Raw genomic sequence first — 25,206 nt, forward strand, 5'->3', positions numbered from 1 at the left:
ATGGCTTTGACGACGTCGATTCATGCGGCGAGTGCGGTTTCGGGCACGGGGGTTGTTCCCATGGATGATGACGTTGGCGAAATCAGCGGGATCGAGGAGCGTGCCGCGCTGTCCGATTCGGATTTCAAGCGCGAACTCGCCGCTGTCATTCCGCACCTGCGCGCCTTTGGCCGGTCCCTGTCTGGCAACCGCGATCTTGCCGATGACCTTGTGCAGGAAACCCTGCTGAAGGCTTGGGCGGCGCGCAATCGCTTCCAGGCCGGTACGAATATGCGCGCGTGGACCTTCATCATCCTGCGCAACCATTATCTCTCGCAGATGCGCCGTTCCCGCTTTCGCGGTGATTGGGACGACCTGACGGCGGATCGTATCCTGGCGGCCCCGGCGGGGCAGGACAAGCATGTCGAACTGTCGGACATGCAGCGCGCCCTGCTGCAACTGCCGCAGCCGCAGCGCGAAGCGTTGATCCTGGTTGGCGCTGGCGGCTTTGCCTATGAGGAAGCAGCCGAAATCTGCGGTGTTGCGGTCGGCACGATCAAAAGCCGCGTTGCGCGCGGCCGGGCTGCGCTGGAGCAGATATTGGAGAGCGGCGACCTGCCGTCGCGCCGGACCCAGGAAACGACCGAAACCGCCGTGCTTGACGAGATCATGGAGGATGTGGATCGCCTGAGCCGCGGCCGCGGCGGGGATGGCGGACACAAATAACCGGAACGATCGCGTCGCCATAGCCGTTATCCTGTGATTGAGGAGACGGACTATGGGCGATGCACCCTCCGGCCGGGAGGATGACCGATCACCTCCCGCAACCGTCATCGAACGGTCGCGCGGCAGCGGCGTGGTATTTGCGCTGGTCGCGCTGGCGCTAATCCTGGCCATTGGTTTTTTCTACCTTACCAATGAGCGCCGGGAAGACCGACAGGCGGACAAGGTGACCAAGGCCGCCGGGTCGGTGGATGACGCCGCCCGCATGGTGGGCGATGCCGCCAAGAACGCAGCCGACAAATTGCGCGATAAGGATTAGACGCGGTTACCCTTGGGCGCGTCATGCCACTGACCGGGACTGGCGAGTATAGGGCACCACGGATCGCCGGCCCGGATTTATTGTGAGCCAGACTCAGCAAGATCATGTCCGACGCGGCTCGGCCCATTATCCGACCCAACATCCTGCGGCGAACGGCCATGGGTCACGGAGCGACATTATAACCGGCTGCGTCGCTATTTAGCATTTCTTTGCCATTTTCGGGCAGGGTACGCCCACTGTCGGATTATCTTACAGCCCTTGTAAGAAACGCCGGCTCTCGGGAAAGGCGCGCCAGATCGGCCGCCAGCAGGAAATGCGCGACGATGATCAGGCTTTTCAAACATTATGTGCCGCATGCGGTGCTGTTGCTGGGGGTGCTTGATTTCGTATTGCTGCTCTGTGCGGCGGAAGGCGGCTGGATCTTGCGGGCGCGGCAGATCGGCATGGATGTCGATCATGTTCTGACGCGGATGGGGCCGTTGCTGAGCTTCGCCTTCGCGATCCAGACCGGGATGATCGCCGTTGGCGTTTATGGCGTCGAATCGTTGCAATCGATCCGTTTCGCCTTTGCGCGGCTGCTGGTCGCGGTGTCGCTGGGCGTCATATTTCTGTCGGTTATCTATTTCCTGATGCCAGGCATGACGCTGTGGCGGTCCAATTCGCTCTACGCGATGGGCTTGGCCATGGCGCTGCTTGTGGCGGTGCGGCTGCTGCTCGGGTCCATGCTGGGCGGCGAGGCGTTCAAGCGGCGGCTGGTGGTGCTGGGCGCGGGCAATCGCGCCAACCGGATCAAGGATCTGGAGCAAAAGCGCGGCGCGGGCTTTCTGGTGGTGGGCTTCATCGCCATGAATGACGGGCCACAGGTGATCCCAGAAGCGATCAACCGCGACGCCATTTTCAATCTGTCCGATTTCGTCGTGCGGCTGAACGCCAGCGAAGTCGTGCTGGCGCTTGAGGAACGGCGCAACGCCATTCCCATGTCCGACCTGTTGCGCATCAAGACGACCGGTGTTCATGTCAATGATCTGTCCAGCTTCCTGGAGCGCGAGACGGGGCGCGTCGACTTGGCCAGCGTCAATCCCAGTTGGCTGATCTTTTCCGACGGCTTTTCCGCCGGTCGCCGCATTTCCAGCTTCGCTAAGCGGCTGTTCGACATTATCGCCAGCTCCATCCTGCTGGTCCTGACCGGGCCGATCATCCTGCTCGCCGCGATATTGGTAAAGATGGACAGCAAGGGCCCGGCTTTTTACCGCCAGCAGCGCGTCGGGCTGTTCGGCCAGGAATTCTGGATCGTGAAGCTGCGCACGATGCGGCTGGACGCGGAAGTGAACGGCCAGGCCGTGTGGGCGGAGAAAGACGATCCGCGCATCACGCGGCTGGGCTATTGGCTGCGCAAGCTGCGCATCGACGAATTGCCGCAGACCTGGACTGTGTTGAAGGGCGAGATGAGCTTCGTTGGCCCGCGCCCCGAACGACGCCAGTTCGTCGAAGATCTGGAACAGCATCTGCGCTATTATGCCGAACGGCATATGGTGAAGCCCGGCATCACCGGCTGGGCGCAGATCAACTATCCCTATGGCGCGTCGATCGAGGACAGCCGGCACAAGCTGGAATATGACCTTTATTACGCCAAAAATTACACGCCTTTCCTGGACCTGCTGATCCTGATCCAGACGCTGCGGGTCGTGCTGTGGCCCGACGGCGCACGCTGAGGCGATAGCGGGCGATGGGCGCTCTCCTCCAATTTGTCGGCGACTGGGGCCATGCGCTGGCGGCGGTGCTGTTCGCGGCGCTGGGCATTTTCCTGCTGCGCCGCCGCGGCGAAGCGCCCGAACCGCGCCTGCTGTCGGCCGCGCTGCTGCTGACATCCTGCTGGGCGCTCTACGTGTCGTTCGGCGGCGTGTCGAAGCCGCTTTCGGGGATCGGCGAGAGCATCCGCAATGCGGCCTGGCTGCTGGCGATGTTCGTCATGTTGCGGCGCGGGCCGGTAGGGCGCGCGGGGCCAACCGTCGCCATCAGCGCCGTCTATGCCGCGGTTGCCGGGCTGATCCTGCTCCAGACCTTCACCGACTTAACCTGGCGGCAATTGTCGCCGACCAGCGACCTGCATGATGCGCTCGTCACCTGTTCGCTGATCCTGCGGATGATGACGGCGATCGGCAGCCTGTTGCTGGTGCATCATCTTTACACTGCCTGGCCATCGCGCGAACGGGGCGGGCTGGCGCTGCTGCTTGGCGCGCTGGCAGCGATGTGGACCTATGACCTCAATCTCTACGCCATCTGCTATTTTGCGCCGCATCGGGTGAGCGAACTCTATGCCCTGCGCGGCCTGCTGATGGCGCTGCTGGCGCCGGTGATCGCGGTGGGTATGCGCAAGGGCATGGCGGGGCGACTGCAATTGTCGCGGGCCATCACCTTCCAGTCGCTTTCGATCGTCGCGGTCGGCCTCTATGTCGTCGTGCTGACCGCCGCCGCCGTGCTGATCGAGCTGATCGCCGGCCCTTATGCGCGGGTGGTGGAGATCGGCGCGGTATTCTTCGCCGCGGTCACCGCACTGGTGCTGCTGCCATCGCCGCAGGTGCGGGCGCTGTGGAAGGTGCAGGTCGCCAAGCATTTCTTTCAGCATCGCTATGATTATCGCACCGAATGGATGCGCTTTGGCGATACGATCGGCCGGCCGGGCGAGGATGCCGCGCCGCTGGGCGAGCGGGTGGCCAAAGCGATGGCCGACATCACCGATTCGCCCGCCGCGATGCTGCTGCTGCGCGACGAGCGCGACGCGCTGTCGTTCGAGACGCATTGGAACTGGACCTGCGACCTGCCGCAATATGATGCGGTCGCGCCTGCCACCGTCATGCAACTGGAAAAGAGCGGCTGGATCGTCGATCTGGCGCGGTTGCGCGCCGGAGAGCGTCCGCTGGACCTCCCAAGCTGGATGACGCTGGACCGTCGCGCCTGGGCGTTGGTGCCGCTGATCCATTATGGTCGGCTGATCGGCGCGCTGTTGCTGGCGCGTCCGCCGATAGACCGGCGGCTGGACTGGGAGGATTTCGACATGCTGCGCGCCGCCGGGCGGCAGGCCGCGACCCATATCAGCGAGGCGCAGGGCCAGCAGGCGCTGGACGATGCGCAACGGTTCGAGGAATTCAATCGCCGCTTCGCCTTCATCATCCACGACGTCAAAAATCTGGTGAGCCAGTTGTCGCTGCTGTCGCGCAATGCCGAACGCCATGCCGACAATCCCGATTTCCGCGCCGACATGGTGCTGACGCTTAAGGAATCGGTGGGCAAGATGAATGATATGCTGGCCCGCCTGTCGCAGCATAACAAGGGCCGGGCCGAAGAACCGCGCCCTATGGCGCTGATCGACCTGTTGCAGCAGGTCGCCCGCACCCGCGCGCGCCTGCATCCCGTGCATGTCGCGGGCGATGCACCGCTGGCGCTGGCCGATCCGGCGCGGGTGGAGCAGATCGTCACCCATTTGCTGCAAAATGCGATCGACGCCAGCGCGCCCGACAGCCCGGTCGAGCTGCGACTGTCCGCCGATAGCGGCGAGGCGGTGGTCGAAATTATCGATCGCGGCAAGGGCATGAGCGCCGAATATATTCGCCGCGACCTGTTCAAGCCCTTTTCCTCCAGCAAGGCGGCCGGTTTCGGCTTGGGCGCGTTCGAGGCCCGCAGCCTGGCGCAGGCCATGGGCGGGCGGATCGACGTGGAGAGCAAGCCCGGCGCGGGCAGCCGTTTCACGCTGCGCCTGCCGCTGGCGCCGCATACAGATAGACAAGAGAAGGCCGCCTGATGAGCGACACCCGTCCCAAATTGCTGATCGTCGAGGATGATCCAGGCCTCCAGCGGCAGCTCCGCTGGGCCTATGAGGATTATCAGCTGTTCATCGCGGGCGACCGGCAGGAAGCGATCGAGATGTTGCGCGCGGAAACGCCCGACGTGGTGACGCTGGACCTGGGCCTGCCGCCAGACCCGGACGGCACCAGCGAAGGCTTTGCGACGCTGGCCGAGATGCTCAAGATCAAGCCCGATACCAAGATCATCGTGGCGTCGGGGCATGGCGCGCGAGAAAGCGCGTTGGATGCGATTTCCGGCGGGGCCTATGACTTCTACCAGAAGCCGGTCGATATCGACGAACTGGGCCTGATCGTCCGCCGCGCCTTCCACGTTCATGCGCTGGAGCGGGAAAATGCGCGGCTGGCCGAGACCGCACCGCAGGACGGGCGGGTGCTGGGCCGGCTCATCACCGGGGCGCCGGAGATGATGAAGGTCGCGCGCACGATTGAGCGCGTGGCGGCGGCGCAGGTGTCGGTGCTGCTGCTGGGAGCGAGCGGGACCGGCAAGGAATTGCTGGCGCAAGGGCTGCATGACGCCAGCCCACGGCGCGGTGGCGCGTTCGTGGCGATCAATTGCGCGGCGATTCCCGAAACTTTACTGGAATCTGAACTGTTCGGCCATGAAAAGGGCGCCTTCACCGGGGCGATCAAGACCACGCCCGGCAAGATCGAGCAGGCGCAGGGCGGCACGCTCTTCCTGGATGAGGTGGGTGACATCCCGCTGCCCCTCCAGGTCAAGCTGCTGCGCTTTCTGCAAGAACGGGTGATCGAACGGATCGGTGGGCGTCAGCCGATCGCGGTCGATACCCGCATCGTGTGCGCGACCCACCAGAATCTGGAGCAGATGATTGCGGCGGGGACGTTCCGCGAGGATCTATTCTATCGCCTCGCCGAAATCGTCATCCGCATCCCCACGCTCAAGGATCGCCCCGGCGATCCGGCCTTGCTGGCGCGCCATTTCCTCACCCGCTTCGCGCGCGACATGAACCCGCAAGTCAAGGGGCTGGCCCCCGATGCGCTCGCGGCGCTTGATGCCTGGAGTTGGCCCGGCAATGTGCGCGAACTGGAAAATCGTATGAAGCGCGCCATCATCATGGCGGACGGCAAGATGATCACCGCCGCCGACCTCGACTTGGACGATGAGCGGGCCGAAGGCGGCGACCTCGTCAACCTGAAGGCGGCGCGTGAAATGGCCGATCGCCGCGCGATCCGTCGCGCCATTGCGCGGACCGACGGCAATATCTCCGGCGCGGCCAAGATGTTGGGTATCAGCCGACCGACGCTCTACGATCTGCTCAAACAATATCAGATGCAGGGTTGATCGCAATGCGCCGGTCCCGCCTCATCATCCTCGCCCTGTTCGTCCTGTTGCTACTGGCGGGCGCTGGCCTGTGGCAATGGCGCGCGCATGAACGCGACGGCAGTTCGGCCCTGACGCGCGGACTGGCCGCGCTGGACAAGGGCGACGCGCGCACGGCGCGGATCGAATTGATGAACGCGATCAAGGGCAATCCGCGGTCGGCGGTCGCGCATGAGGCGCAGGCGCGGGCGCTCGCTGAGTTGGGCGACGGTGTCGGCGCGCAGGCGGCGGTACAACGCGCGCGGGCGCTGGGCGCGCCGCCCGCGCAGACGCGCGCGGTGATGGGGCAGGCATTGTTGGTGCAAGGCGATCTGGAAGGTGCGTTACGGGAAGCACAGGCGCCCGACCTGCCAACCGATGCCGCGGTGCCGGCGGCGCGGGTGGTGGCCCGCGCCGCATTGGCGCAGGGGGATTTGGCCGGCGCGCGCGTGGCGCTGGAACGGGCGCTGAAGGCTGCGCCGCGCGATCCGGCCAATTGGGTCGAATTGGGTCGTTTGCGCATCCTGTCCGGGGATCAGGCCGGGGCGATCGTCGCGGCGGACCGGGCGGTAGCGCTGGCCCCGACCGACGCGAAGGCGCTGACGCTGCGCGGCGAATTGGTGCGCGGGCAATATGGTCTGACTGCCTCTCTGCCTTGGTTCGAGCGGGCGCTGGCGGCCAATCCCGATTCGGTGCCGACGCTGGAAGCCTATGCCGCGACGCTGGCGGATGCCGGGCAGGCGAGCGCGATGCTGAGCCTGACCCGCCGCCTGATCGCGATCGATCCGTCCAACCCGCGCGCCTGGATGATGCAGGCGGTGATGGCGGCGCGGGCCGGGCAGGGCGACCTGGCGCGCACGTTGCTGGCCCGAACGCAGGGGCGGCTGGACGGGGAACCGGCGACTAGGCTGCTGCGCGGCGTGCTGCAATTGCAGGATGGCAATCCGGTGCTGGCCGCCGATGCGCTTGGCCCGCTGGTCGCGGAGCAACCGGACAATCGCGCCGCGCGCACGTTGCTGGCGCGGGCTTATTATGCCAATGGCGATTTCGCGTCCGCCGCGTCCACTCTGGCGCCGCTGGTAGCCCAGCGCGATGCTGATCCCTATGTGCTGACGCTCGCCGCGCGGGCGCAGGAGGCTTTGGGCAATCGGGCGATGGCTGACGACATGCTGGCGCGCGCCGCCTGGCCGGTGCGGGCGTCGGCGGATGCCTTTGCCAGCGCTTCGGACGGCGGACTGGCGAGTGGACCTGCGCCCTCCAGCGCGGCGACCGCGCGCGATAATGTCCCCTATATCCGCGCGCTGCTCAGCACCGGGCGGACCGGTGAGGCGGTGGGGCGGGCGCAGTTGCTGAGCCGGGCCAATCCCGGCGCGCCCGACGCCTGGCTGATCCTGGGCGATGCGCTGGGCGCCGACGGCGCGCCGCAGGAGTCGGTGCGCGCCTATGAGGCGGCGGCCAATATCCGCTTCGATCGGGACGCGGCGTTGCGGCTGGCGGCGGCTTGGGGCCGGATCGGCAACCCGGCGCGCGCGGCGCAGATCGTGCAATTGTTCCTGGCCCAAAATCCCAATGATGTCGAAGCGCAGCGGCTGGCCGCAAGCATTGCGATGCAGGCGCAGGATTGGCGCGGCGCTTTGCGGATGCTGCGCGCGGTGCAGGGGCAGGTGGGGGATAATGACGCGGTGCTGATGGCGGACCTGGCCCGCGCGGCGCTGGAGAGCGGGGATCGCACTGGCGCACGCGCCTATGCCGCCCATGGCTATCGGCTGATGCCGGGCAATCCGCTGACCGCCGATATGTTCGGCTGGGTATTGATGAAGACTGGCGAGAAGGGGCCGGCGGCGATCGACCTGCTGGAAAAGGCGGTGGCGCTCTCGCCGCAGGCACCCGCGTTCCAGATGCATCTGGGGCAGGCCTATGCCGCTGCGGGGCGCAAGGGGGAGGCGAAGCTGGCGCTTGGTCGGGCGGCGGCGGTGCGGGGCTTTGCGGGGCGGCAGGATGCGTTGGACGCATTGGCGGCGTTATAGACAGCCCCGTCATTGCAAGCGTAGCGAAGCAATCCAATGGCGCGCCGGTGGATCGCTTCGCTACGCTCGCAATGACGACACGGATTACGCCTTCGCCAGATCCAGATCGTCCAGCCGGATGCCCAGCCGCTTGATCTGCGCTGCGACCGGTGGCCAGACGCTGTCGAGGAAGCGTTCGCGTTCGGCTTCGCGCAGGCGGCGGGTCGCGCCGTCGGCGACGAACATGCCGACGCCGCGCCTTACCACGACAAGGCCGTCGTCCTGAAAGCTTTGATAGGCTTTGGCCACGGTCAGCGGATTGGCGCCCTGCGTCGCGGCGAAGGCGCGCACAGATGGGAGCAGGTCGCCGTCGGAAAATTCCCCATCCAGGATGGAAGCGGCGATAATCTCACGCAGGCGGAGATAGACGGGTTTGGATTCGTCGGCCATAGTGCATCAGTGCCATAATACAGCCATGCGGGTCAATCCGCCCCGTTACGCAGCAATGCTTTGCAACGGTCATTATCTGTCCCAGGTCGATACGATATCGTTATATTCAGGTCGCGGCCGTTCTTCCTGCGCTTTTCCTGGGGTGCCGATGAACACAAAGCCCGCAATGGTCTCGCCATCGCCGCCGAACGCCGCCCGCACATCCGCATTATAGGTCGGCCAGCCGGTCAGCCAGCCGCCGGCAAAGCCAAGCGCGTGGGTGGCATGGATCAGGTTCATGATCGCCGCGCCGACGGAGAGTTGCTGTTCCCACACGGGAATCTTGCTGCCCGCGACCGGCGCGGACAGGGCGACCACCAACGTCGGCGCCTGCTGCGCGAACTGGTGCATCGCCTCTATCTCCAGCCGGCCGGCGTCGGGTTTTTCTGCGCGATAGGCGGTTTCCAGCAGTTCCGCGAGCGCGGTCCGCTGATCCTGCCGCACGATCACGAAGCGCCACGGCGCGAGCTTGCCATGGTCGGGGGTGCGCAGCGCGATCTCCAAAATCTGGCGCAGTTGCGCGTCGTCCGGGCCGGGCGCGATCAGGTCGCGGGGCTTACCGGAACGGCGGGTCTGGAGCAGGGCGAGCGGGGAGGAGAGATCGTTGAACATCGCTGCGACAGATGGCGCGGCCTTCGCTTCGGCGCAAGGGCCAGAGCGCACAGATATGGTGCGCTTTTGACAGGATGATCCGATCCGCTCTAGGCTGCGTCCCATAAGCGGCCCCCGCCTGGCGGGCCGGACACAAGATAAGCAAAGGGTGCCGAATGGCGACTTCGGACATGATGACGACCGAGGCAGGCAAGACCTGGCTCGGCCATCCGCGCGGGCTGTATCTGCTCTTCTTCGCGGAAATGTGGGAGCGGTTTTCCTATTACGGGATGCGCGCCATCCTGATCTTCTACCTCACCAAACATTTCCTCTTCGGTGAGGACAAGGCGTATCTGCTCTACGGTGCCTACACGTCGCTGGTCTATATCACGCCGGTCATCGGCGGCTATCTGGCCGACCGTTTCCTAGGACCGCGCAAGGCGGTGCTGGTGGGCGGCGTGTTCATCGCCATCGGCCATTTCCTGATCGCCATCACCGAGGGGCCGGGGGGGCAAGACCCCCTGTTCCTCAACGGTTTCTACTTCGCGCTGGCCAGCATCATCGTGGGCACCGGCTTCCTCAAAGCCAATATCTCGGTGCTGGTGGGCGAGCTTTATGCGCGCGACGATCATCGCCGCGATCCGGCCTTTTCGATCTTCTACATGGGCATCAACATGGGCGGGATGCTCGGCCCGATCGTGTGCGGATTGCTGGGCGAACTATGGGGCTGGAGCTGGGGCTTTGGGGCGGCGGGCGTGGGGATGCTGGCGGGCCTGGTCATGTTCGTGTGGCTGAAACCCTGGCTGCTGGGCAAGGGCGAGCCGCCCGCGCCACAGATCTTGCGCGCTCGGACCGCGACCGGCCTCAGCCAGGAATGGACCATTTATCTGGCCGCCGCGCTCGGCGTCGCCGTGATCTGGCTGGTGATCCGCTATGCTGAACTGCTGGGCTATGCGCTGCTCGCCTTTTCGGCGCTGACGGTGGTCTATATATTGTGGCGCACGGTCGGCACGCTGGGCAGGATCGACCGCGACCGGATGTTCGCCGCGCTGTTCCTGATCGCGCTCAACCCCCTGTTCTGGGGCCTGTTCGAACAGACCGGATCGTCGCTCAACATCTTTACCGACCGCAATGTCGATCGCGCCATTTTGGGCTGGGAAGTCCCTGCGTCCCTGTTCCAGTCGGTCAATTCGGTCTTCATCATCCTGCTCGCGCCGCTGTTCGCGGTGCTGTGGACCTTCCTCGACAAGCGTCGGCTGGAGCCATCCTCGCCCGCCAAATTCGGCATCGGCCTGGTCCTGTGCGGCGCAGGCTTCCTGGTGCTGGTCGCGGGCGCGGCGATGGCGGGCGAGAATCTGACCCCGGTGATCTTCGTTTTCCTCATCTACCTGCTCCACACCATGGCCGAACTCTGCTTCTCGCCGGTCGGCCTGTCGGCCATGACGCGCCTGTCGGTATCGTCGATGGTGGGGCTGGTCATGGGCACCTGGTTCCTGGCCATGGCGGCGGGCAATTTCATCGCGGGCCTGATCGCCCGCGCCACCGGCAGCGGGGAGGCGGGCGACGTGACCCAGGTGCTGGACGTGTATAGCCGCATCGGCTGGTTTGCGATCGTGGTGGGCGGGCTGGTGCTGCTCGTGTCGCCCTATATCAAGCGATTGATGCATCTCGACCTGATCGGTGCGGAGGACAAAGCATGAGGACATATGGACGCGCGCTGCTGATCGCGGCGCTGCTGACGGGGGTCGCCGGACCCGTCGCCGCGCGCAAGGACAAGGAGGAAGCACCGCCCGCGCAAGGCTCTTCGGCGGAGCCGGAAAACCCCTATCCCTCCACCTACAAAGCCTATCCCGGCCGCCCCACCGCGATCCGCAATGCCACCATCTTCGACGGGGAGGGCGGCCGCATCGACAACGGCGTGGTCTTCCTGTCCGATGGCAAGGTGACGGCCATCGGCGGCCCCGACACGCCGATCCCCGCCGACATCGCGCTGTTCGACGGCACGGGCAAATATCTTACCCCTGGTGTGATCGACATCCACAGCCATCTGGGCGACTATCCCTCCCCCGGCGTGGACGCCAACAGCGACGGCAACGAAGCGACGGCGCCAGTCACAGCGCATGTCTGGGCCGAACATAGCATCTGGCCGCAGGACGCGGGCTTTTCCCGCGCGCTCGCCAATGGCGGCGTGACCAGCCTGCAAATCCTGCCCGGTTCCGCCAACCTGTTCGGCGGGCGCAGCGTCACGCTCAAGAACGTCCCCGCCCGCACCATGCAGGGCATGAAATTCCCCGGTGCGCCCTATGGCCTCAAAATGGCGTGCGGCGAAAATCCCAAGCGCGTCTATGGGAGCAAGGGTCGCGAGCCTGCCACCCGGATGGGCAATATGGCGGTCAACCGCCAGACCTGGATCAAGGCGCGCGACTATCAGAAGAAGCGCGCCGCAGGTAAGGACCAGACCCGCGATCTGGGCATGGAGACGTTGGCCGACGTGCTGGAAGGAAAGATCCTGGTCCAGAACCATTGCTACCGTGCGGACGAGATGGCCAATGTCATCGATATGTCCAAGGAATTCGGCTATAAAGTCACCGCCTTCCACCATGCGGTCGAAGCCTATAAGATCGCTGACCTGCTGCGCGACAACGGCATTTGCGCGGCGCTGTGGGGCGACTGGTATGGCTTCAAGATGGAAGCCTATGACGGCATCAAGGAAAACCTGCCCCTCGTCCACCGCGCCGGGGCCTGCGCCATCGTCCATAGCGACGACCAGGACGGCATCCAGCGGCTGAACCAGGAAGCGGCCAAGGCGCTGGGCGCGGGGCGGCGCATGGGGATCGACATCCCCGATGAGGTCGCCTGGACCTGGCTCGCCATCAATCCGGCACGCGCCATGGGGATCGATCAGCAGACTGGCAGCCTCAAGGTCGGCAAGATGGCCGACGTCGTGCTGTGGAACGGCAATCCGTTCAGCACCTATACCCGGCCGGAAAAAGTGTGGATCGACGGCGCGCTCCTCTACGACAGCGCCAATCCCAAGCTGCGGCCGGTGGTCGATTTCGAACTGGGCCAGATCGGCGCGGGAGATGTGAAATGAGCGTGCCAAAAGACCTCCGTTCGCTTCGAGCGAAGTCGAGAAGCGCCAAGCGCTGTTCTATCGTTTCTGGACTTCGCTCGAAACGAACGGCGGTTGCTTGGCTGGCCTTGGTCTCCGCTTTTGCGCATCCAGCCTTCGCCCAATCCATCGCCATCACCGGCGCGACGCTGGCCATCGGCGATGGCTCCGAACCGATCAGAAACGGCACCGTCGTCATCAGCGCGGGCAAGGTCGTGGCCGCCGGCGCGGGCGTCGCCGTGCCCGCGGGCGTCAAGACGATCGACGCCGGCGGCAAATGGGTGACGCCGGGCATCATATCGGGCTTTTCCCGCGTGGGGCTGGCCGAAGTGCCGGGTGTCAAGGAAACCAACGACACCAGCGCCCGATCGCCTTTCTCGGCCGCGATCGACGTCGCGCCCGTCATCAATCCGCTCGCCAACCCGATCGCGATCAGCCGCACCGCGGGCGTCACCCGCGCCGTGGTCGCGCCCGCCACCGGCACCAACATCTTCGCCGGGCAGGGCGCGGTGGTCGATCTGGGCGCGGACATGACCCCGATCACCAAAGCCCGCGCCTTCCAATATGTCGAAATGGGCGAAGCGGGCGCGGACGAAGCGGGCGGCAGCCGCGCGGCGATGATCCTGACCTTCAAGATGATGCTGCGCGAAGCGCAGGACTATGCCAAGGCCCCCGCCAGCTATGACGGCCGGTCGAAGGACGCGCTGCTCAACCGCGTCGATGCCGAAGCCCTGGTTCCGGTCGTCAGCGGCGCGATGCCGCTGATGGTCCATGCCGAAAGCGCGCGCGACATCCTCGCGGTCCTCGCCCTGCGGCAGGATTTCCCCGCGTTGAAACTGATCCTGGCGGGGGCAACCGAAGGCTGGATGGTCGCAGCGCAGATCGCGGCGGCCAAGGTGCCCGTCATCACCGCGGGGCTGGAAGACCTGCCGTCCAGCTTCGAGAAGCTGGCCGCGACGCAAAGCAATGTCGGCCGACTGGTGAAGGCGGGCGTCAGCGTTTCCATGGGGATGTTGACCGGCGACGACGCCCTCCAACTGCGCACGGCGACACAACAGGCGGGCAATATGGTCGCGCTGCTCAAAGTGCCCGGCGCGACGGGCCTCAGCTGGGGGCAGGCGCTGCGCACCATCACATCGGCCCCGGCCGAAGCGATGGGGCTGGGCGACCGCGTCGGGTCGCTCAAGACCGGCAAGGCGGGCGACGTGGTGATCTGGGACGGCGACCCGCTGGAAATGACGTCCGCCCCGGTCGCAGTCTGGATCGACGGCGTGCAGCAACCGCTCGAAAACCGCCAGACCAAGCTGCGTGACCGCTATGCGACGCCGACCGAGGGCGCGTTGCCCAAGGCCTATGAATGGTGAATGGAGAAGGGGGGGGACTTCGGTGCCTTTTCCGTGGGATCTCTAAAGTGGTGAGGGGTAGCGGCATGTCGATAGGGAGATACCCCTCCGTCAGCCCTTCGGCCTGTCACTTCCCCTTCAAGGGGAAGAATCGCCTAAAGCGATCATTCGCGGACATTTAAACGAGTTGTTTAGCACCCGTGTCTAGTCCATTTTGCATCTTAGATTGAGGTCAAAATGCTAAGAATAGCGATAGCAATAATAAGCATAATTTTCTTCTTTCCAGTAGTTATAATTGTTGCAATCGCGGCTTATGGTAACACCATTCCGAATGAACGTTTCACTCTACATGTCGTGCAATATGAAGCATGCGCCTCAATATTGGTTTCTATTGCGCTAATATTCTCGCCAAAAATCCAGTTTTTGCATTTCATTGTTACATTTGTAACGATATTATCGATCATCGGCCTTATTTTATATGTTATGTTTCAATAAATTACATCGTGCGTGATGTGGCAGGCTTGCCCTGCCGCAAACCGACCTTCCGATTCCCACCCAAAACTGTCCTACATGCCCTGTCTTTGCTACATTGGCGTCGGCTCTTTCACACGACCGCTTTTCGCGCCATCCGCGCGCCTCTGATGCTCGTAACGAAATTTCCTATTTCCGCATTAAAATGTCGAAACCGGCGGGAAATGTGCGAAGTTAAGCGCGGAAAACCTTAGCCGCCGGTCGCGCCCCACACGTCGCTGGCCTTCACATAGCCGCGCTGACCCTTGGCGTCGAAATTGCACCAGCCGCCCGAACAGTCGCCCAGTCGCCCGACCACGCCGCGGCCCGCCCGGAACAGCGCCCGCGATCCATCGCGCGGCGATTCGCGCAGCGGCGCGACCTCCGACCGGACGATCGCGGTCGGCGTGTCGCTGAGCAGGCGGACATGCATCCAGCCTTGCGCGCCATCGGGGTCTTCCACCTTACGCCATAGGCCCAGCACCTGCACCACTTTTACCGGGAGGTCGCGGCGGCGGTAGATCCAGTTGGATGGATAATCCAGGCTAGGTCCGACGCGCATCCGCGCCTCGTCCTGCGATAGCGACGCCCAATAGGGCACCGGCTTGCCCGGCCCGGCCAGCGCCGCGCTCGCCGTCGCCACACAGGCGACCGCCGCGACGCCCCATAAAAGACGCTTCATTCCAGACCCAAATGCCGTATCACCCATTGTCGTTCCTTACTCCCGGCCGTGGCGCGCCGACAAGCGCTGATGTCGCCGGTGGCGTTGTCCGTCGCCATATCCGCTTGACCGGCGACGCGGGCGGGAATAGCGGCTTGAACCATGGCCAAGAAGCAGCGTCCCGCAAAGCCGCGCGTCATCGTCACGCGCCGCCTGCCGCCCAATGTGGAGGCGCGCATGGCCCAATTGTTCGACGCCAGCTTCAATGTCGGCGATGTGGCGATGAGCCGCACCGACTTGGCCCGCGCGATGGCCCAGTGCGACGTGCTGGTGCCGTGCATCAGCGACCAGATTGACGCCGCGCTGTTGGCGGCCGCGCCGGAAAGGCTGCAACTGATCGCCAGCTTCGGCAGCGGGGTGGATCATATCGACCTGTCGGCCGCGCGGGCGAAGGGGATCATCGTCACCAACACGCCCGGCGTCCTGACCGAGGATACCGCCGACATGACGATGGCGCTGATCCTGTCGGTGCCGCGCCGCCTGGCGGAGGGGGAAAAGCTGGTCCGTACCGGAGAATGGCGCGGCTGGAGCCCGTCGGGGATGCTGGGCCACCGGATCGGCGGCAAGAAGCTGGGCATCATCGGCATGGGGCGGATCGGCCGCGCCGTCGCGCGCCGCGCGCGCGCCTTTGGCCTGTCGATCGCCTATCATAACCGCCATCGCCTGCCCTTCGAAGTGGAGCAGGAATTGGAGGCGGAATGGCATGGCGACCTGGACGCGCTGTTAAGGGGCAGTGACATCGTGTCGATCCATTGCCCGTTGAACGCCGACAGCCGCGGCGTGATCGATGCGCGGCGGATCGGCCTGATGCCGCCGCACGCCTATCTCATCAACACGTCACGCGCAGAAATCACCGACGAGCAGGCGCTGATCGCGGCGCTGGACGAAGGGCGGATCGCCGGCGCGGGCTTTGACGTCTATACCCATGAGCCGGCGGTCGATCCGCGGCTGCTGGCGCTGTCCAACGTCGTGTTGCTACCGCATATGGGGTCCGCGACCTTCGAGGGGCGTGACGCGACCGGCGCGCGGGTGATCGCCAATATCCGCACCTGGGTCGATGGCCACAGGCCGCCGAACCAAGTGCTGGAAGGCTGGGTTTGATCGCTTAAGCCGTGGCGAGCTGGTCCTTCAGCCCGTTCACGACGATATGGCCATGCGCGACCGATTCATAGGCGCGGCGCACCACATCCTGCGTTTCGGCGTCTATCGCTTCGTCCTTCAACACGCGCTCAAACTCCTCGCGCAGATAATCCTCACCCCGATCGATAGCCTGGATCACCGCCTTGTCGCCGCCGCCCAGCGCCACGAAGATATCCTCCATCCGACGATGAACGGTGCCAGCCACGGAGCCGAATGCGTTCGGTTTGCCGCCCAGTTCCCGGCTGCGGGCCTGCAACAGATCCACCGCTTTGGCGCGTTCGGCCGCGAGATCGCGGAACAGCGTCTGGAACGCGTCCGACGTCACCTTGTCTGCGCTATGTTCATAGCCTTTCACACTATCGATCAAGGTCGTGATGAGGTCGTCCAGCTTGCTGATGGCATGATTGTTAGACATCGCCGTCTCCTTTATATTGTGCGGGAATAACGGCCAATCAGGCGCAGTAGTTCATTCAGATATGTGAGAATGAACCTTAATCTGTTGTTATCCCTATATTTTGATTCGGGAACAAGCAGGGCGGCCATCGGTTGGGTAAATATAGACCGCCTTCGAAACGAAAGGACTTACCATGCTTAAGCTGGCCGTCATATCCCTCGTCATTGCTGCCGTGCTGGCCTTGCTCGGCTTTGGCGGCGCAGCCGGCGCTTTCGTCGGCATCGCCAAGATATTGTTCTTCATCGCCATCGCCATATTCGTGCTTTTTCTTGTTCTTGGTATATTGGCTGGCAAGGGCATCAAGGACGCTGTAGATTAAGCGGATGACAGAGATTGGCGCTGGCGTGAACGAGACCGGCAGATTGCTGCGCGACGAAGCCGGCTTTCTGCTCCAGCGCGATCTGGGCGGTAGCTACCGCCTCGTCCTGTTGCGCGTACCCGTCGATCATGTTGAAAAACGGGTGCGCGTGCGGGGTTTTTACGCCGGAGACGGCATTGTTGAGGCGGAGGGTGTAGCCGCCGCCTGAACTCTGGCGCTGCCCCCTTGCCAAAAGCGATCGGACGCGCGCACCATTGCGTCCATGCGCAAGATTCTGTCCCTGATGCTCGCCGTTGCCGCCCCCGTTCTGGCGCAGGCGCAAACGCCCCATAATCAATTGGCGCATGATCAATTGACCAAGGTTATGGACGACCATTGGACCTGGTATCTGTCCGCCCATCCGCTCGAGGCGACAGCCCGCGGGGTGCGCGATTATGATGACCGGATCTATGATATTTCGCTGATCGCGCGCGACGCGCAGATCAAGGCGGAGCGCGGCTTCGTGGATCGGTTGGAGCGCGTGTCGACGCAGCAACTGGATGCGGCCGATCGGGTGAATCGTGACGTGCTGCTGTGGATGCTGCGCGACGATATCGATGGCGACGCGCATCCGGCCGAGCGGCTGATGCTGTTCACCACCTATTATGGCTGGCATCAGGGCTTTTCGGGCATGGCCGACGGCCTGCCTTTCTACAATCGCGCCGATTATGACAGCTATCTGAAGCGCTTGGCGCTCTACCCCAAGCAGAATGGCGACGCGCTGGCCATCACGCGACAGGCGATCAGGGACGGCTATGTCCAGCCCTGTTCGGTGCTGCAAAATTATGCGGGGACGATCAGCGGCATCGTTGCGGGCAAGCCGGAGGAGACGCGCTTCTACGAGCCGTTCAAGCGGGCCAGGCCGCGCGACATCAGCGAGGCCGACTGGAGCGCGATGCAGGCGCGGGCCGTGACGCTGATCCGGGACGTCCTGACGCCGGAATATCGCAAATGGCACGACCTGTTCGTGGCGGAGTATCTGCCCCATTGCCGCAAGAACGACAGCGCTTCGGCGCTGCCGGGCGGTGCGGCCTGGTACGCCGGCCGGGTGAAGGCGCATACGACGACGGACCTGACGCCGGGCCAGATACACCAGATCGGGCTGGACGAGGTCGCGCGGATCGGCAAGCGGATGGACGCCATTGCGGCTAAGGCCGGCTATCCCAGTCGCGCCGCCTATATCCAGCATCTGCGCACCGATCCCAGCTTTTACGCGAAGACGTCGGAGGAACTGCTGCGCGTCGCGGCGCGGCAGGCCAAGACGATTGACGGCTTACTGCCGCGCTATTTCGGTACGCTGCCGCGGCTGCCCTATGGGTTGAAAGCCATTCCTGCGGCCGAAGCGGAAGGCACGACGACGGCCTATTATGGGCCAGGCGCGCCGGAGAGCGGCATTTCCGGCACTTATTGGGTGAACACGTCCAAGCTCGACCAGCGGCCCTTTTGGGAACTGCCCGCGCTGACGGCGCATGAAGCGGTGCCGGGCCACCACAACCAGATCGCGCTGCAACAGGAATTGCCGCTGCCCCCGTTCCGCAAATATCTGGCGGGCTTCACCGCCTATGTGGAAGGCTGGGCGCTCTATACCGAATATCTGGGCGAGGAGATGGGCCTGTATGACACGCCCGAAAAGATGATGGGGCGATTGTCCTACGAGATGTGGCGCGCCTGTCGCCTGGTGGTGGACACCGGTATCCATGCCAAGGGATGGGACAAGGGCAGGGCGGTCGCCTTCATGAAGAGCAACAGCGCGCTGTCCGACGCGAATATCGATGCGGAGGTCAATCGCTATATCAGTTGGCCGGGGCAGGCGCTGGGTTACAAGCTGGGCGAGATCAAAATCCGGCAATTGCGTGCGAAAGCGGAAAGCGCGCTGGGACCGAAATTCGACCTGCGCCGCTTTCATGATGCGCTGCTGGCGCAGGGCGCAGTGCCGTTGACTGTGCTGGACAGCCAGATGGACAGTTGGATCGCAGCGGAGAAGGCCAAGGCATAGCCGTCCGACTTAAGTCCATTATTTACTCATAGTAATAGGAAAAGCTCCAGTTTTCGGGCGATTGGCGTAGATGGAAGCATCATTTTGAGCCGCCGCCGCGACTTGCCAATCCGCATCCATTGACGTACCGGAGCCGCGTCAGTTCCCAGACCGGGCATAAAGATCGGCAAGTGGCGCTGCGCGTCGAGTCCGTACACTTTATGACGTTGGGGAAAAGATGAGCATTTACCTGGATTATCTGGCCGAAATCGACAGCCGAAAGATTGAGGGACTGGCGCCCAAGCCGATCGACGATGGTGCATTGCTCAGCGAAATCATCGCCCTGATCCAGGACATGGGCAGCGAACATCGTGCTGACGCGCTCAAATTCTTCATCTACAACACGTTGCCGGGCACCACGAGCGCTGCGGGCGCCAAGGCCGCTTTCCTCAAGCAGATCATCCTGGGCGACGTGACCGTCCCGGAAATAACCCCGGCTTTCGCGCTCGAACTGCTCAGCCACATGAAGGGCGGCCCCTCGATCGGCGTGCTGCTCGACATCGCGCTGGGCGATGATGCCGTGATCGCCAGTCAGGCGGGCGACGTCCTCAAGACCCAGTTCTTTCTCTATGACGCGGACATGTTCCGCGTGCGCGATGCCTATGCCGCGGGCAATCCGGTCGCGAAGGACGTGCTGGAAAGCTACGCCAAGGCAGAGTTCTTCACCAAGCTCCCGCAAGTCGAGGACGAGATCAAGGTCGTGACCTTCATCGCGGGCGAAGGCGATATCTCGACCGATCTGCTGTCGCCAGGCAACCAGGCGCATTCGCGCTCCGACCGCGAACTGCATGGCCTGTGCATGATGACGCCGGAGGCGCAGCAGCAGATCGTGGCGCTCAAGGCGCAGCATCCCGACAAGCGCGTCATGCTGGTCGCCGAAAAGGGCACGATGGGCGTCGGCTCCTCGCGCATGTCGGGCGTTAACAATGTGGCGCTGTGGACCGGCAAGCAGTCCAGCCCCTATGTCCCCTTCGTCAACTATGCCCCCGTCGTCGGCGGCACCAATGGCATTTCACCGATCTTCGCGACTACGGTGGACGTGACCGGCGGCATCGGCATCAACCTCAAAAACTGGGTGAAGATGACCGGCCCGGACGGCAAGGCCATCCTGAACAATGACGGCAATCCGGTGCTGGAGGAAAAATTCTCCGTCGCGACTGGCACGGTCCTCAAGATCGACGTCAAGAACAAGAAACTGACTGACGAAGCGGGCAATGAACTGGTCGATGTCGCCGCCGCCTTCACGCCGCAGAAGATGGAATTCATGAAGGCGGGCAGCAGCTACGCCATCGTGTTCGGCAAGAAGCTCCAGACCTTCGCCGCCGAAACGCTGGGCGTGGAAGCGCCGCTGGTGTTCGCCCCAAACAGGGAAATCACGGTCGAGGGCCAGGGCCTGACCGCCGTCGAGAAGATCTTCAACCGCAACGCCGTTGGCGTGACGCCCGGCAAGGTGCTGCACGCCGGGTCGGACGTGCGCGTGAAGGTCAACATCGTGGGATCGCAGGACACCACCGGCCTGATGACCGCGCAGGAACTCGAAGCAATGGCGGCCACCGTCATTTCGCCGCTGGTCGACGGTGCCTATCAGTCGGGCTGCCATACCGCATCGGTCTGGGACAAGAAGGCGCAGGCCAACATCCCCAAGCTGATGTCCTTCATGAACAATTTTGGCCTCATCACCGCGCGCGACCCCAGGGGCCGCTATCATGCGATGACGGACGTGATTCACAAGGTGCTGAACGACATCACCGTGGATGACTGGGCGATCATCATCGGCGGCGACAGCCACACCCGCATGTCGAAGGGCGTGGCCTTCGGCGCGGACTCCGGCACGGTTGCGCTGGCGCTGGCCACGGGGGAGGCGACCATGCCAATCCCGCAATCGGTGAAGGTCACGTTCAAAGGCAAGATGCTGCCCTATATGGACTTCCGCGACGTCGTCCATGCGACCCAGGCACAGATGCTGGCCCAGTTCGGTGGCGAAAATATATTCCAGGGCCGGATCATCGAAGTGCATATCGGCACGCTGCTCGCGGACCAGGCCTTCACCTTCACCGACTGGACGGCCGAAATGAAGGCCAAGGCGTCGATCTGCATTTCGCAGGATGAAACGCTGATCCAGTCGCTGGAGATCGCCAAGTCGCGCATCCAGATCATGATCGACAAGGGCATGGAGAATGCCGCGGGCACATTGCGCGGACTGATCGCCAAGGCGGATGCGCGGATCGGCGAGATTCGGTCCGGCGTGAAGCCTGCGCTCGCGCCCGACCCCAACGCCAAATATTTCGCGGAGGTCGTGGTCGATCTGGACCTGATCGACGAGCCGATGATCGCCGACCCGGACGTCAACAATGCCGACGTATCCAAGCGCTACACCCACGACACCATTCGCCCCGTGTCCTATTATGGCGGCACCAAGAAGGTCGACCTGGGCTTCATCGGGTCGTGCATGGTGCACAAGGGCGACATGAAGATCCTGGCCCAGATGCTCAAGAATATCGAGGCGACCGAAGGCAAGGTCGAATTCAAGGCGCCGCTGGTCGTCGCTCCGCCGACCTATAATATCGTCGATGAGTTGAAGGCCGAGGGCGACTGGGACGTACTGAGGAAGTACGCGGGATTCGAATTTGACGATGTCGCGCCCAAGAGCGCGGCGCGCACCAGCTACGAGAATACCCTGTATCTGGAGCGTCCGGGCTGCAACCTGTGCATGGGCAACCAGGAGAAAGCCGCCAGGGGCGACACCGTCCTGGCCACCTCGACCCGCCTGTTCCAGGGGCGTGTGGTGGAAGATACCACGGAGAAGAAGGGGGAATCGCTGCTCGCCTCTACCCCGGTCGTGGTGCTGTCGTCCGTTCTGGGCCGCACGCCCAGTATCGAGGAGTATAAGAAGGCGGTGGTGGGCATCGACCTGACCAAGTTCGCGCCGCCGGTGGCGCACTGATCCACAGGGGTACGGTCCCTTTGCAAGCAATGCCGCTGCTGCGCTCTCCCTGTTGGGAAATGCGGCGGCGCATTGCAGTTTATGGCAGTTCTCAGAATATGTGACTTGATCCAAACGGAGAGAGGTCGACTAGGTATAGTCAGCCTGAAGCCGCGTCAGGACAAGCCGCCCACCCACCTGCGATGTTGCGATGCAGCAAGCGGAAGCAGCGTTTCGCAGCGCCCACATTCCGCCACTACCCGACCCACGATCCACTGGTTGCCGCCGCAGTCGGGGCAGGCCATCGCCTGCCCTTGGCGATATTGCGGATTGATAGCAGATATCCCGGTTTCGACGGGCGAAAAACAGACTTCCATGGATGTTTCCCCTTTCTGCCCACCCAACGCTTAAATATGCGAAACATATCCCTACATAGGGGGTTCAGCCCGTGTCGCCATTTGACTTGACACTCTTAAATGTTATGGCGCTGCAGCATCGGGACATACCTGCTTCGACCACGGGTTGAGGCGCATCCCTGCCACCTTGCCGGCCGGTTTCTGATCGCCGTTCTGCGAGCTTCTGGTGGAAACGCGTCATCCTCTGGCCGAGGCCATGCGAGGAGACGCACATCTTATGACCGCCATCGGACAGGACACATTGGGTACGCGCGACACGTTGAACGTGGGCGGCAAGGACATTGCCTATTATTCGTTGAAAAAGGCAGCGGCGAAGCTGGGCGATGTTTCGCACCTGCCTTTTTCGATGAAGGTGCTGCTGGAAAATCTGCTCCGCTTCGAAGATGGCGTCACCGTCACGGCGGAAGACATTCAGGCGATCGTCGATTGGCAGCAGGACCGGGGCAAGGCGCAGCGCGAGATCCAGTACCGCCCCGCCCGCGTGCTGTTGCAGGATTTCACAGGCGTTCCCTGCGTGGTCGATCTGGCTGCGATGCGCGACGCGATGAACGCGCTGGGCGCCGACGCCGGCAAGATCAATCCGCAGGTGCCCGTCCACCTCGTCATCGATCATTCGGTCATGGTGGATGAATTCGGCACGCCCAAGGCGTTCGAACAGAATGTGGAAATCGAATATCAGCGCAATATGGAGCGTTACGACTTCCTGAAATGGGGCAGCAAGTCCCTCGCCAATTTCTACGCCGTGCCGCCGGGCACCGGTATCTGCCATCAGGTGAACTTGGAAAATATCGCCCAGGCCGTCTGGTCGAGCGAAGACCCGGACGGCACACTGGTCGCCTATCCCGACACCTGCGTCGGTACTGACAGCCACACCACGATGGTCAATGGCCTGGGCGTGCTGGGCTGGGGCGTGGGCGGCATCGAGGCGGAAGCCGCGATGCTGGGTCAGCCCGTTTCCATGCTGATCCCCGAAGTCGTCGGCTTCAAATTCACCGGTGAATTGCAGGAAGGCGTGACCGCCACCGATCTGGTGCTCACGGCGACCCAGATGCTGCGCGCGCGCGGCGTTGTCGGGCGCTTCGTCGAATATTTCGGCCCTGGCCTTGCTAGCCTGTCGCTCGCCGACCGCGCGACGCTGGCCAATATGGCGCCGGAATATGGCGCGACCTGCGGCTTCTTCGGCATCGACGACAAGACGCTCGATTATATGCGCCTGACCGGCCGCACCGACGAGAATATCGCGCTGGTCGAGGCCTATGCCAAGGAACAGGGCTTCTGGATCGACCCCGCGATCGAGCCGGTCTTCACCGATACGCTGGAACTGGACCTGGCGACCGTCGTCCCTAGCCTGGCCGGCCCCAAGCGTCCGCAGGACCGCGTATCCCTGCCCGACGTCGATGATGTATTCAACGCCGACTTGGTCACCACTTACAAGAAGGCGCAGCAGCGTGTGCCCGTCGCGGGCGAGGATTTCGACATTGGCGATGGCGACGTCACTATTGCGGCAATCACCAGTTGCACCAACACGTCTAACCCCAGCGTCATGATCGCGGCTGGCCTAGTCGCCAAGAAGGCGAACGAGCTGGGCCTCAAGCCCAAGCCGTGGGTCAAGACGTCGTTGGCGCCCGGCAGCCAGGTCGTCACCGACTATTTTAACAAGGCCGGGCTTCAGGAGCATCTGGACGCCATAGGCTTCAACCTGGTCGGCTATGGCTGCACTACCTGCATCGGCAACTCCGGTCCGCTGGCGCCCGCGATCAGCGCGGCGATCAACGACAATGGCCTGGTCGCGGCCGCCGTCATTTCGGGCAACCGCAATTTCGAAGGTCGCGTGTCGCCCGACGTGCGCGCCAACTTCCTGGCCAGCCCGCCGCTGGTGGTCGCTTATGCGCTCAAGGGCACGGTGATCGAGGATTTCATCACCACCCCGATCGGCGTCAGCACGGCGGGCAACGACGTCTATCTAAGAGACATCTGGCCGACCAATGACGAGGTCGCCACGACCATGGCCGGCTGCATGGACCGCGCGATGTTTCAGGCGCGCTACGCCAATGTCTATAAGGGCGACGCCCATTGGCAGGCGATCGACGTGACGGGATCGGACACCTATAGCTGGCGCGCGGGTTCCACCTATGTCGCCAACCCGCCCTATTTTGAGGGGCTGAGTATGACCCCGGCGCCGGTCACCGACATCATCGAAGCCAAGCCACTCGCGATCTTCGGCGATTCGATCACCACCGACCATATTTCGCCAGCCGGATCGATCAAGGCATCCAGCCCGGCCGGCAAGTGGCTGAGCGAGCATCAGGTCAGCCAGGCCGATTATAACAGCTACGGCTCGCGTCGCGGCCATCATGAAGTCATGATGCGCGGTACCTTCGCCAATATCCGTATCAAGAATTTGATGCTGGATGGCGTGGAGGGCGGGATGACTCGCTATGCCGGCGACGTGATGCCGATCTACGATGCGGCGATGAGGCATAAGGCGGACGGCACGCCGTTGGTCGTCATCGGCGGCAAGGAATATGGGACGGGATCGTCGCGCGACTGGGCGGCCAAGGGCACCAACCTGCTCGGCGTCCGGTCAGTCATCGTCGAGAGTTTCGAGCGTATCCACCGCTCCAACCTTGTCGGCATGGGCGTGCTGCCGCTCCAGTTCAAGGATGGCGATACCAGGGATACGCTGGGCCTGACGGGCGACGAAAGCTTCACCATCACCGGTGTCGCGGACCTCAAGCCCCGCCAGGATGTGGAGGTGGTCGTCACCCGCGCCGACGGATCGACCTTCACCTTCACCGCGCTCTGCCGTATCGATACGATCAACGAGCTGGAATATTTCCTGAACGGCGGCATCCTGCAATATGTGTTGCGCAAGCTGGCCGCTTGATTGGCTGACGCGCTGCCGT

At 63.5% G+C, this 25,206-nt stretch carries 20 protein-coding genes; 15 read left to right on the forward strand and 5 right to left on the reverse strand.

From position 1 onward, the window contains the following. Window positions 1-60: 60 nt before the first annotated feature. From CEQ44_RS11010 to CEQ44_RS11035, 6 genes are all read left to right on the forward strand, one after another. Window positions 61-705: a sigma-70 family RNA polymerase sigma factor gene (locus CEQ44_RS11010; RefSeq protein WP_088181780.1), complete on the forward strand. Its 645-nt coding sequence runs from the start codon at window positions 61-63 to the stop codon at window positions 703-705. Window positions 706-757: 52 nt separating this feature from the next. Beyond that, on the forward strand, window positions 758-1,021 hold the full coding sequence (locus CEQ44_RS11015) for a hypothetical protein (protein WP_088181781.1): 264 nt from the start codon (window positions 758-760) through the stop codon (window positions 1,019-1,021). A gap of 323 nt (window positions 1,022-1,344) precedes the next feature. Continuing rightward, window positions 1,345-2,733, forward strand: coding sequence for a TIGR03013 family XrtA/PEP-CTERM system glycosyltransferase (locus CEQ44_RS11020; RefSeq protein WP_088181782.1), 1,389 nt, complete (start codon window positions 1,345-1,347; stop codon window positions 2,731-2,733). A gap of 14 nt (window positions 2,734-2,747) precedes the next feature. Then, window positions 2,748-4,820, forward strand: coding sequence for an XrtA/PEP-CTERM system histidine kinase PrsK (prsK, locus tag CEQ44_RS11025; protein ID WP_088181783.1), 2,073 nt, complete (start codon window positions 2,748-2,750; stop codon window positions 4,818-4,820). Then, entirely contained in the window at window positions 4,820-6,184 is a 1,365-nt protein-coding gene (prsR, locus tag CEQ44_RS11030) for a PEP-CTERM-box response regulator transcription factor (RefSeq protein WP_088181784.1), read from the forward strand. Before prsK ends, prsR begins: the two co-directional genes overlap by 1 nt. A gap of 5 nt (window positions 6,185-6,189) precedes the next feature. Beyond that, on the forward strand, window positions 6,190-8,229 hold the full coding sequence (locus tag CEQ44_RS11035; protein ID WP_088181785.1) for a tetratricopeptide repeat protein: 2,040 nt from the start codon (window positions 6,190-6,192) through the stop codon (window positions 8,227-8,229). Between the two features lie 84 nt (window positions 8,230-8,313). Here the strand turns inward: CEQ44_RS11035 and CEQ44_RS11040 are convergent, their stop codons facing one another. After that, on the reverse strand, window positions 8,314-8,658 hold the full coding sequence (locus CEQ44_RS11040; protein ID WP_088181786.1) for a GntR family transcriptional regulator: 345 nt from the start codon (window positions 8,656-8,658) through the stop codon (window positions 8,314-8,316). A 72-nt stretch (window positions 8,659-8,730) separates the two neighbouring features. After that, the gene (locus tag CEQ44_RS11045; protein ID WP_088181787.1) at window positions 8,731-9,309 is read right to left on the reverse strand and encodes a nitroreductase; all 579 of its coding nucleotides are present in this window, start codon (window positions 9,307-9,309) and stop codon (window positions 8,731-8,733) included. Between the two features lie 155 nt (window positions 9,310-9,464). Between CEQ44_RS11045 and CEQ44_RS11050 the strand changes: the two genes are divergently transcribed. From CEQ44_RS11050 to CEQ44_RS11060, 3 genes are all read left to right on the forward strand, one after another. Further along, complete coding sequence (locus tag CEQ44_RS11050) at window positions 9,465-10,988, forward strand: peptide MFS transporter (protein WP_088181788.1); 1,524 nt, start codon at window positions 9,465-9,467, stop codon at window positions 10,986-10,988. Further along, the gene (locus CEQ44_RS11055; RefSeq protein WP_088181789.1) at window positions 10,985-12,382 is read left to right on the forward strand and encodes an amidohydrolase; all 1,398 of its coding nucleotides are present in this window, start codon (window positions 10,985-10,987) and stop codon (window positions 12,380-12,382) included. Before CEQ44_RS11050 ends, CEQ44_RS11055 begins: the two co-directional genes overlap by 4 nt. Before the next feature lie 107 nt (window positions 12,383-12,489). Further along, window positions 12,490-13,764, forward strand: a complete 1,275-nt coding sequence (locus CEQ44_RS11060; protein WP_254913813.1) for an amidohydrolase family protein — start codon at window positions 12,490-12,492, stop codon at window positions 13,762-13,764. Window positions 13,765-14,464: 700 nt separating this feature from the next. On the opposite strand, the gene CEQ44_RS11065 is transcribed toward CEQ44_RS11060, so the two are convergent. Continuing rightward, a complete protein-coding gene (locus CEQ44_RS11065) occupies window positions 14,465-14,962 on the reverse strand; it encodes an SH3 domain-containing protein (protein ID WP_088181791.1) in 498 nt (165 codons plus the stop codon). Window positions 14,963-15,076: 114 nt separating this feature from the next. Here CEQ44_RS11065 and CEQ44_RS11070 point away from each other — a divergent pair, with 114 nt between their 5' ends. Continuing rightward, a complete protein-coding gene (locus CEQ44_RS11070; RefSeq protein WP_088181792.1) occupies window positions 15,077-16,075 on the forward strand; it encodes a D-glycerate dehydrogenase in 999 nt (332 codons plus the stop codon). A 4-nt stretch (window positions 16,076-16,079) separates the two neighbouring features. Here CEQ44_RS11070 and CEQ44_RS11075 read toward each other — a convergent pair whose 3' ends face one another. Beyond that, window positions 16,080-16,529: a PA2169 family four-helix-bundle protein gene (locus CEQ44_RS11075; RefSeq protein WP_088181793.1), complete on the reverse strand. Its 450-nt coding sequence runs from the start codon at window positions 16,527-16,529 to the stop codon at window positions 16,080-16,082. 172 nt (window positions 16,530-16,701) lie between these two features. On the opposite strand from CEQ44_RS11075, the gene CEQ44_RS11080 reads away from it, so the two are divergent. The 4 genes from CEQ44_RS11080 (at window position 16,702) to CEQ44_RS11095 (ending at window position 21,905) form a co-directional block, all read left to right on the forward strand. Beyond that, entirely contained in the window at window positions 16,702-16,887 is a 186-nt protein-coding gene (locus tag CEQ44_RS11080; RefSeq protein WP_088181794.1) for a DUF1328 domain-containing protein, read from the forward strand. Window positions 16,888-16,891: 4 nt separating this feature from the next. Next, window positions 16,892-17,095: a DUF5818 domain-containing protein gene (locus tag CEQ44_RS11085; RefSeq protein WP_088181795.1), complete on the forward strand. Its 204-nt coding sequence runs from the start codon at window positions 16,892-16,894 to the stop codon at window positions 17,093-17,095. Window positions 17,096-17,149: 54 nt separating this feature from the next. After that, window positions 17,150-18,922: a DUF885 family protein gene (locus CEQ44_RS11090; protein WP_088181796.1), complete on the forward strand. Its 1,773-nt coding sequence runs from the start codon at window positions 17,150-17,152 to the stop codon at window positions 18,920-18,922. A gap of 217 nt (window positions 18,923-19,139) precedes the next feature. Beyond that, window positions 19,140-21,905: a bifunctional aconitate hydratase 2/2-methylisocitrate dehydratase gene (locus tag CEQ44_RS11095; RefSeq protein WP_088181797.1), complete on the forward strand. Its 2,766-nt coding sequence runs from the start codon at window positions 19,140-19,142 to the stop codon at window positions 21,903-21,905. 155 nt (window positions 21,906-22,060) lie between these two features. On the opposite strand, the gene CEQ44_RS11100 is transcribed toward CEQ44_RS11095, so the two are convergent. After that, window positions 22,061-22,261: a hypothetical protein gene (locus tag CEQ44_RS11100; RefSeq protein ID WP_088181798.1), complete on the reverse strand. Its 201-nt coding sequence runs from the start codon at window positions 22,259-22,261 to the stop codon at window positions 22,061-22,063. 256 nt (window positions 22,262-22,517) lie between these two features. Between CEQ44_RS11100 and acnA the strand changes: the two genes are divergently transcribed. After that, window positions 22,518-25,187, forward strand: coding sequence for an aconitate hydratase AcnA (acnA, locus tag CEQ44_RS11105; RefSeq protein WP_088181799.1), 2,670 nt, complete (start codon window positions 22,518-22,520; stop codon window positions 25,185-25,187). Window positions 25,188-25,206 lie beyond the last annotated feature (19 nt).

Source organism: Sphingobium sp. Z007, assembly GCF_900013425.1.
In the GTDB taxonomy this organism is placed as follows: Bacteria; Pseudomonadota; Alphaproteobacteria; order Sphingomonadales; family Sphingomonadaceae; genus Sphingobium.

Excerpts from the sequence above, each read along its gene's own strand:
- CEQ44_RS11010 (WP_088181780.1), top strand. The coding sequence starts at position 61 with ATGGATGATGACGTTGGCGAAATCAGCGGGATCGAGGAGCGTGCCGCG.
- CEQ44_RS11015 (WP_088181781.1), top strand. The coding sequence starts at position 758 with ATGGGCGATGCACCCTCCGGCCGGGAGGATGACCGATCACCTCCCGCA.
- CEQ44_RS11020 (WP_088181782.1), top strand. The coding sequence starts at position 1,345 with ATGATCAGGCTTTTCAAACATTATGTGCCGCATGCGGTGCTGTTGCTG.
- prsK (WP_088181783.1), top strand. The coding sequence starts at position 2,748 with ATGGGCGCTCTCCTCCAATTTGTCGGCGACTGGGGCCATGCGCTGGCG.
- prsR (WP_088181784.1), top strand. The coding sequence starts at position 4,820 with ATGAGCGACACCCGTCCCAAATTGCTGATCGTCGAGGATGATCCAGGC.
- CEQ44_RS11035 (WP_088181785.1), top strand. The coding sequence starts at position 6,190 with ATGCGCCGGTCCCGCCTCATCATCCTCGCCCTGTTCGTCCTGTTGCTA.
- CEQ44_RS11040 (WP_088181786.1), bottom strand. The coding sequence starts at position 8,658 with ATGGCCGACGAATCCAAACCCGTCTATCTCCGCCTGCGTGAGATTATC.
- CEQ44_RS11045 (WP_088181787.1), bottom strand. The coding sequence starts at position 9,309 with ATGTTCAACGATCTCTCCTCCCCGCTCGCCCTGCTCCAGACCCGCCGT.
- CEQ44_RS11050 (WP_088181788.1), top strand. The coding sequence starts at position 9,465 with ATGGCGACTTCGGACATGATGACGACCGAGGCAGGCAAGACCTGGCTC.
- CEQ44_RS11055 (WP_088181789.1), top strand. The coding sequence starts at position 10,985 with ATGAGGACATATGGACGCGCGCTGCTGATCGCGGCGCTGCTGACGGGG.
- CEQ44_RS11065 (WP_088181791.1), bottom strand. The coding sequence starts at position 14,962 with ATGGGTGATACGGCATTTGGGTCTGGAATGAAGCGTCTTTTATGGGGC.
- CEQ44_RS11070 (WP_088181792.1), top strand. The coding sequence starts at position 15,077 with ATGGCCAAGAAGCAGCGTCCCGCAAAGCCGCGCGTCATCGTCACGCGC.
- CEQ44_RS11075 (WP_088181793.1), bottom strand. The coding sequence starts at position 16,529 with ATGTCTAACAATCATGCCATCAGCAAGCTGGACGACCTCATCACGACC.
- CEQ44_RS11080 (WP_088181794.1), top strand. The coding sequence starts at position 16,702 with ATGCTTAAGCTGGCCGTCATATCCCTCGTCATTGCTGCCGTGCTGGCC.
- CEQ44_RS11085 (WP_088181795.1), top strand. The coding sequence starts at position 16,892 with ATGACAGAGATTGGCGCTGGCGTGAACGAGACCGGCAGATTGCTGCGC.
- CEQ44_RS11090 (WP_088181796.1), top strand. The coding sequence starts at position 17,150 with ATGCGCAAGATTCTGTCCCTGATGCTCGCCGTTGCCGCCCCCGTTCTG.
- CEQ44_RS11095 (WP_088181797.1), top strand. The coding sequence starts at position 19,140 with ATGAGCATTTACCTGGATTATCTGGCCGAAATCGACAGCCGAAAGATT.
- CEQ44_RS11100 (WP_088181798.1), bottom strand. The coding sequence starts at position 22,261 with ATGGAAGTCTGTTTTTCGCCCGTCGAAACCGGGATATCTGCTATCAAT.
- acnA (WP_088181799.1), top strand. The coding sequence starts at position 22,518 with ATGACCGCCATCGGACAGGACACATTGGGTACGCGCGACACGTTGAAC.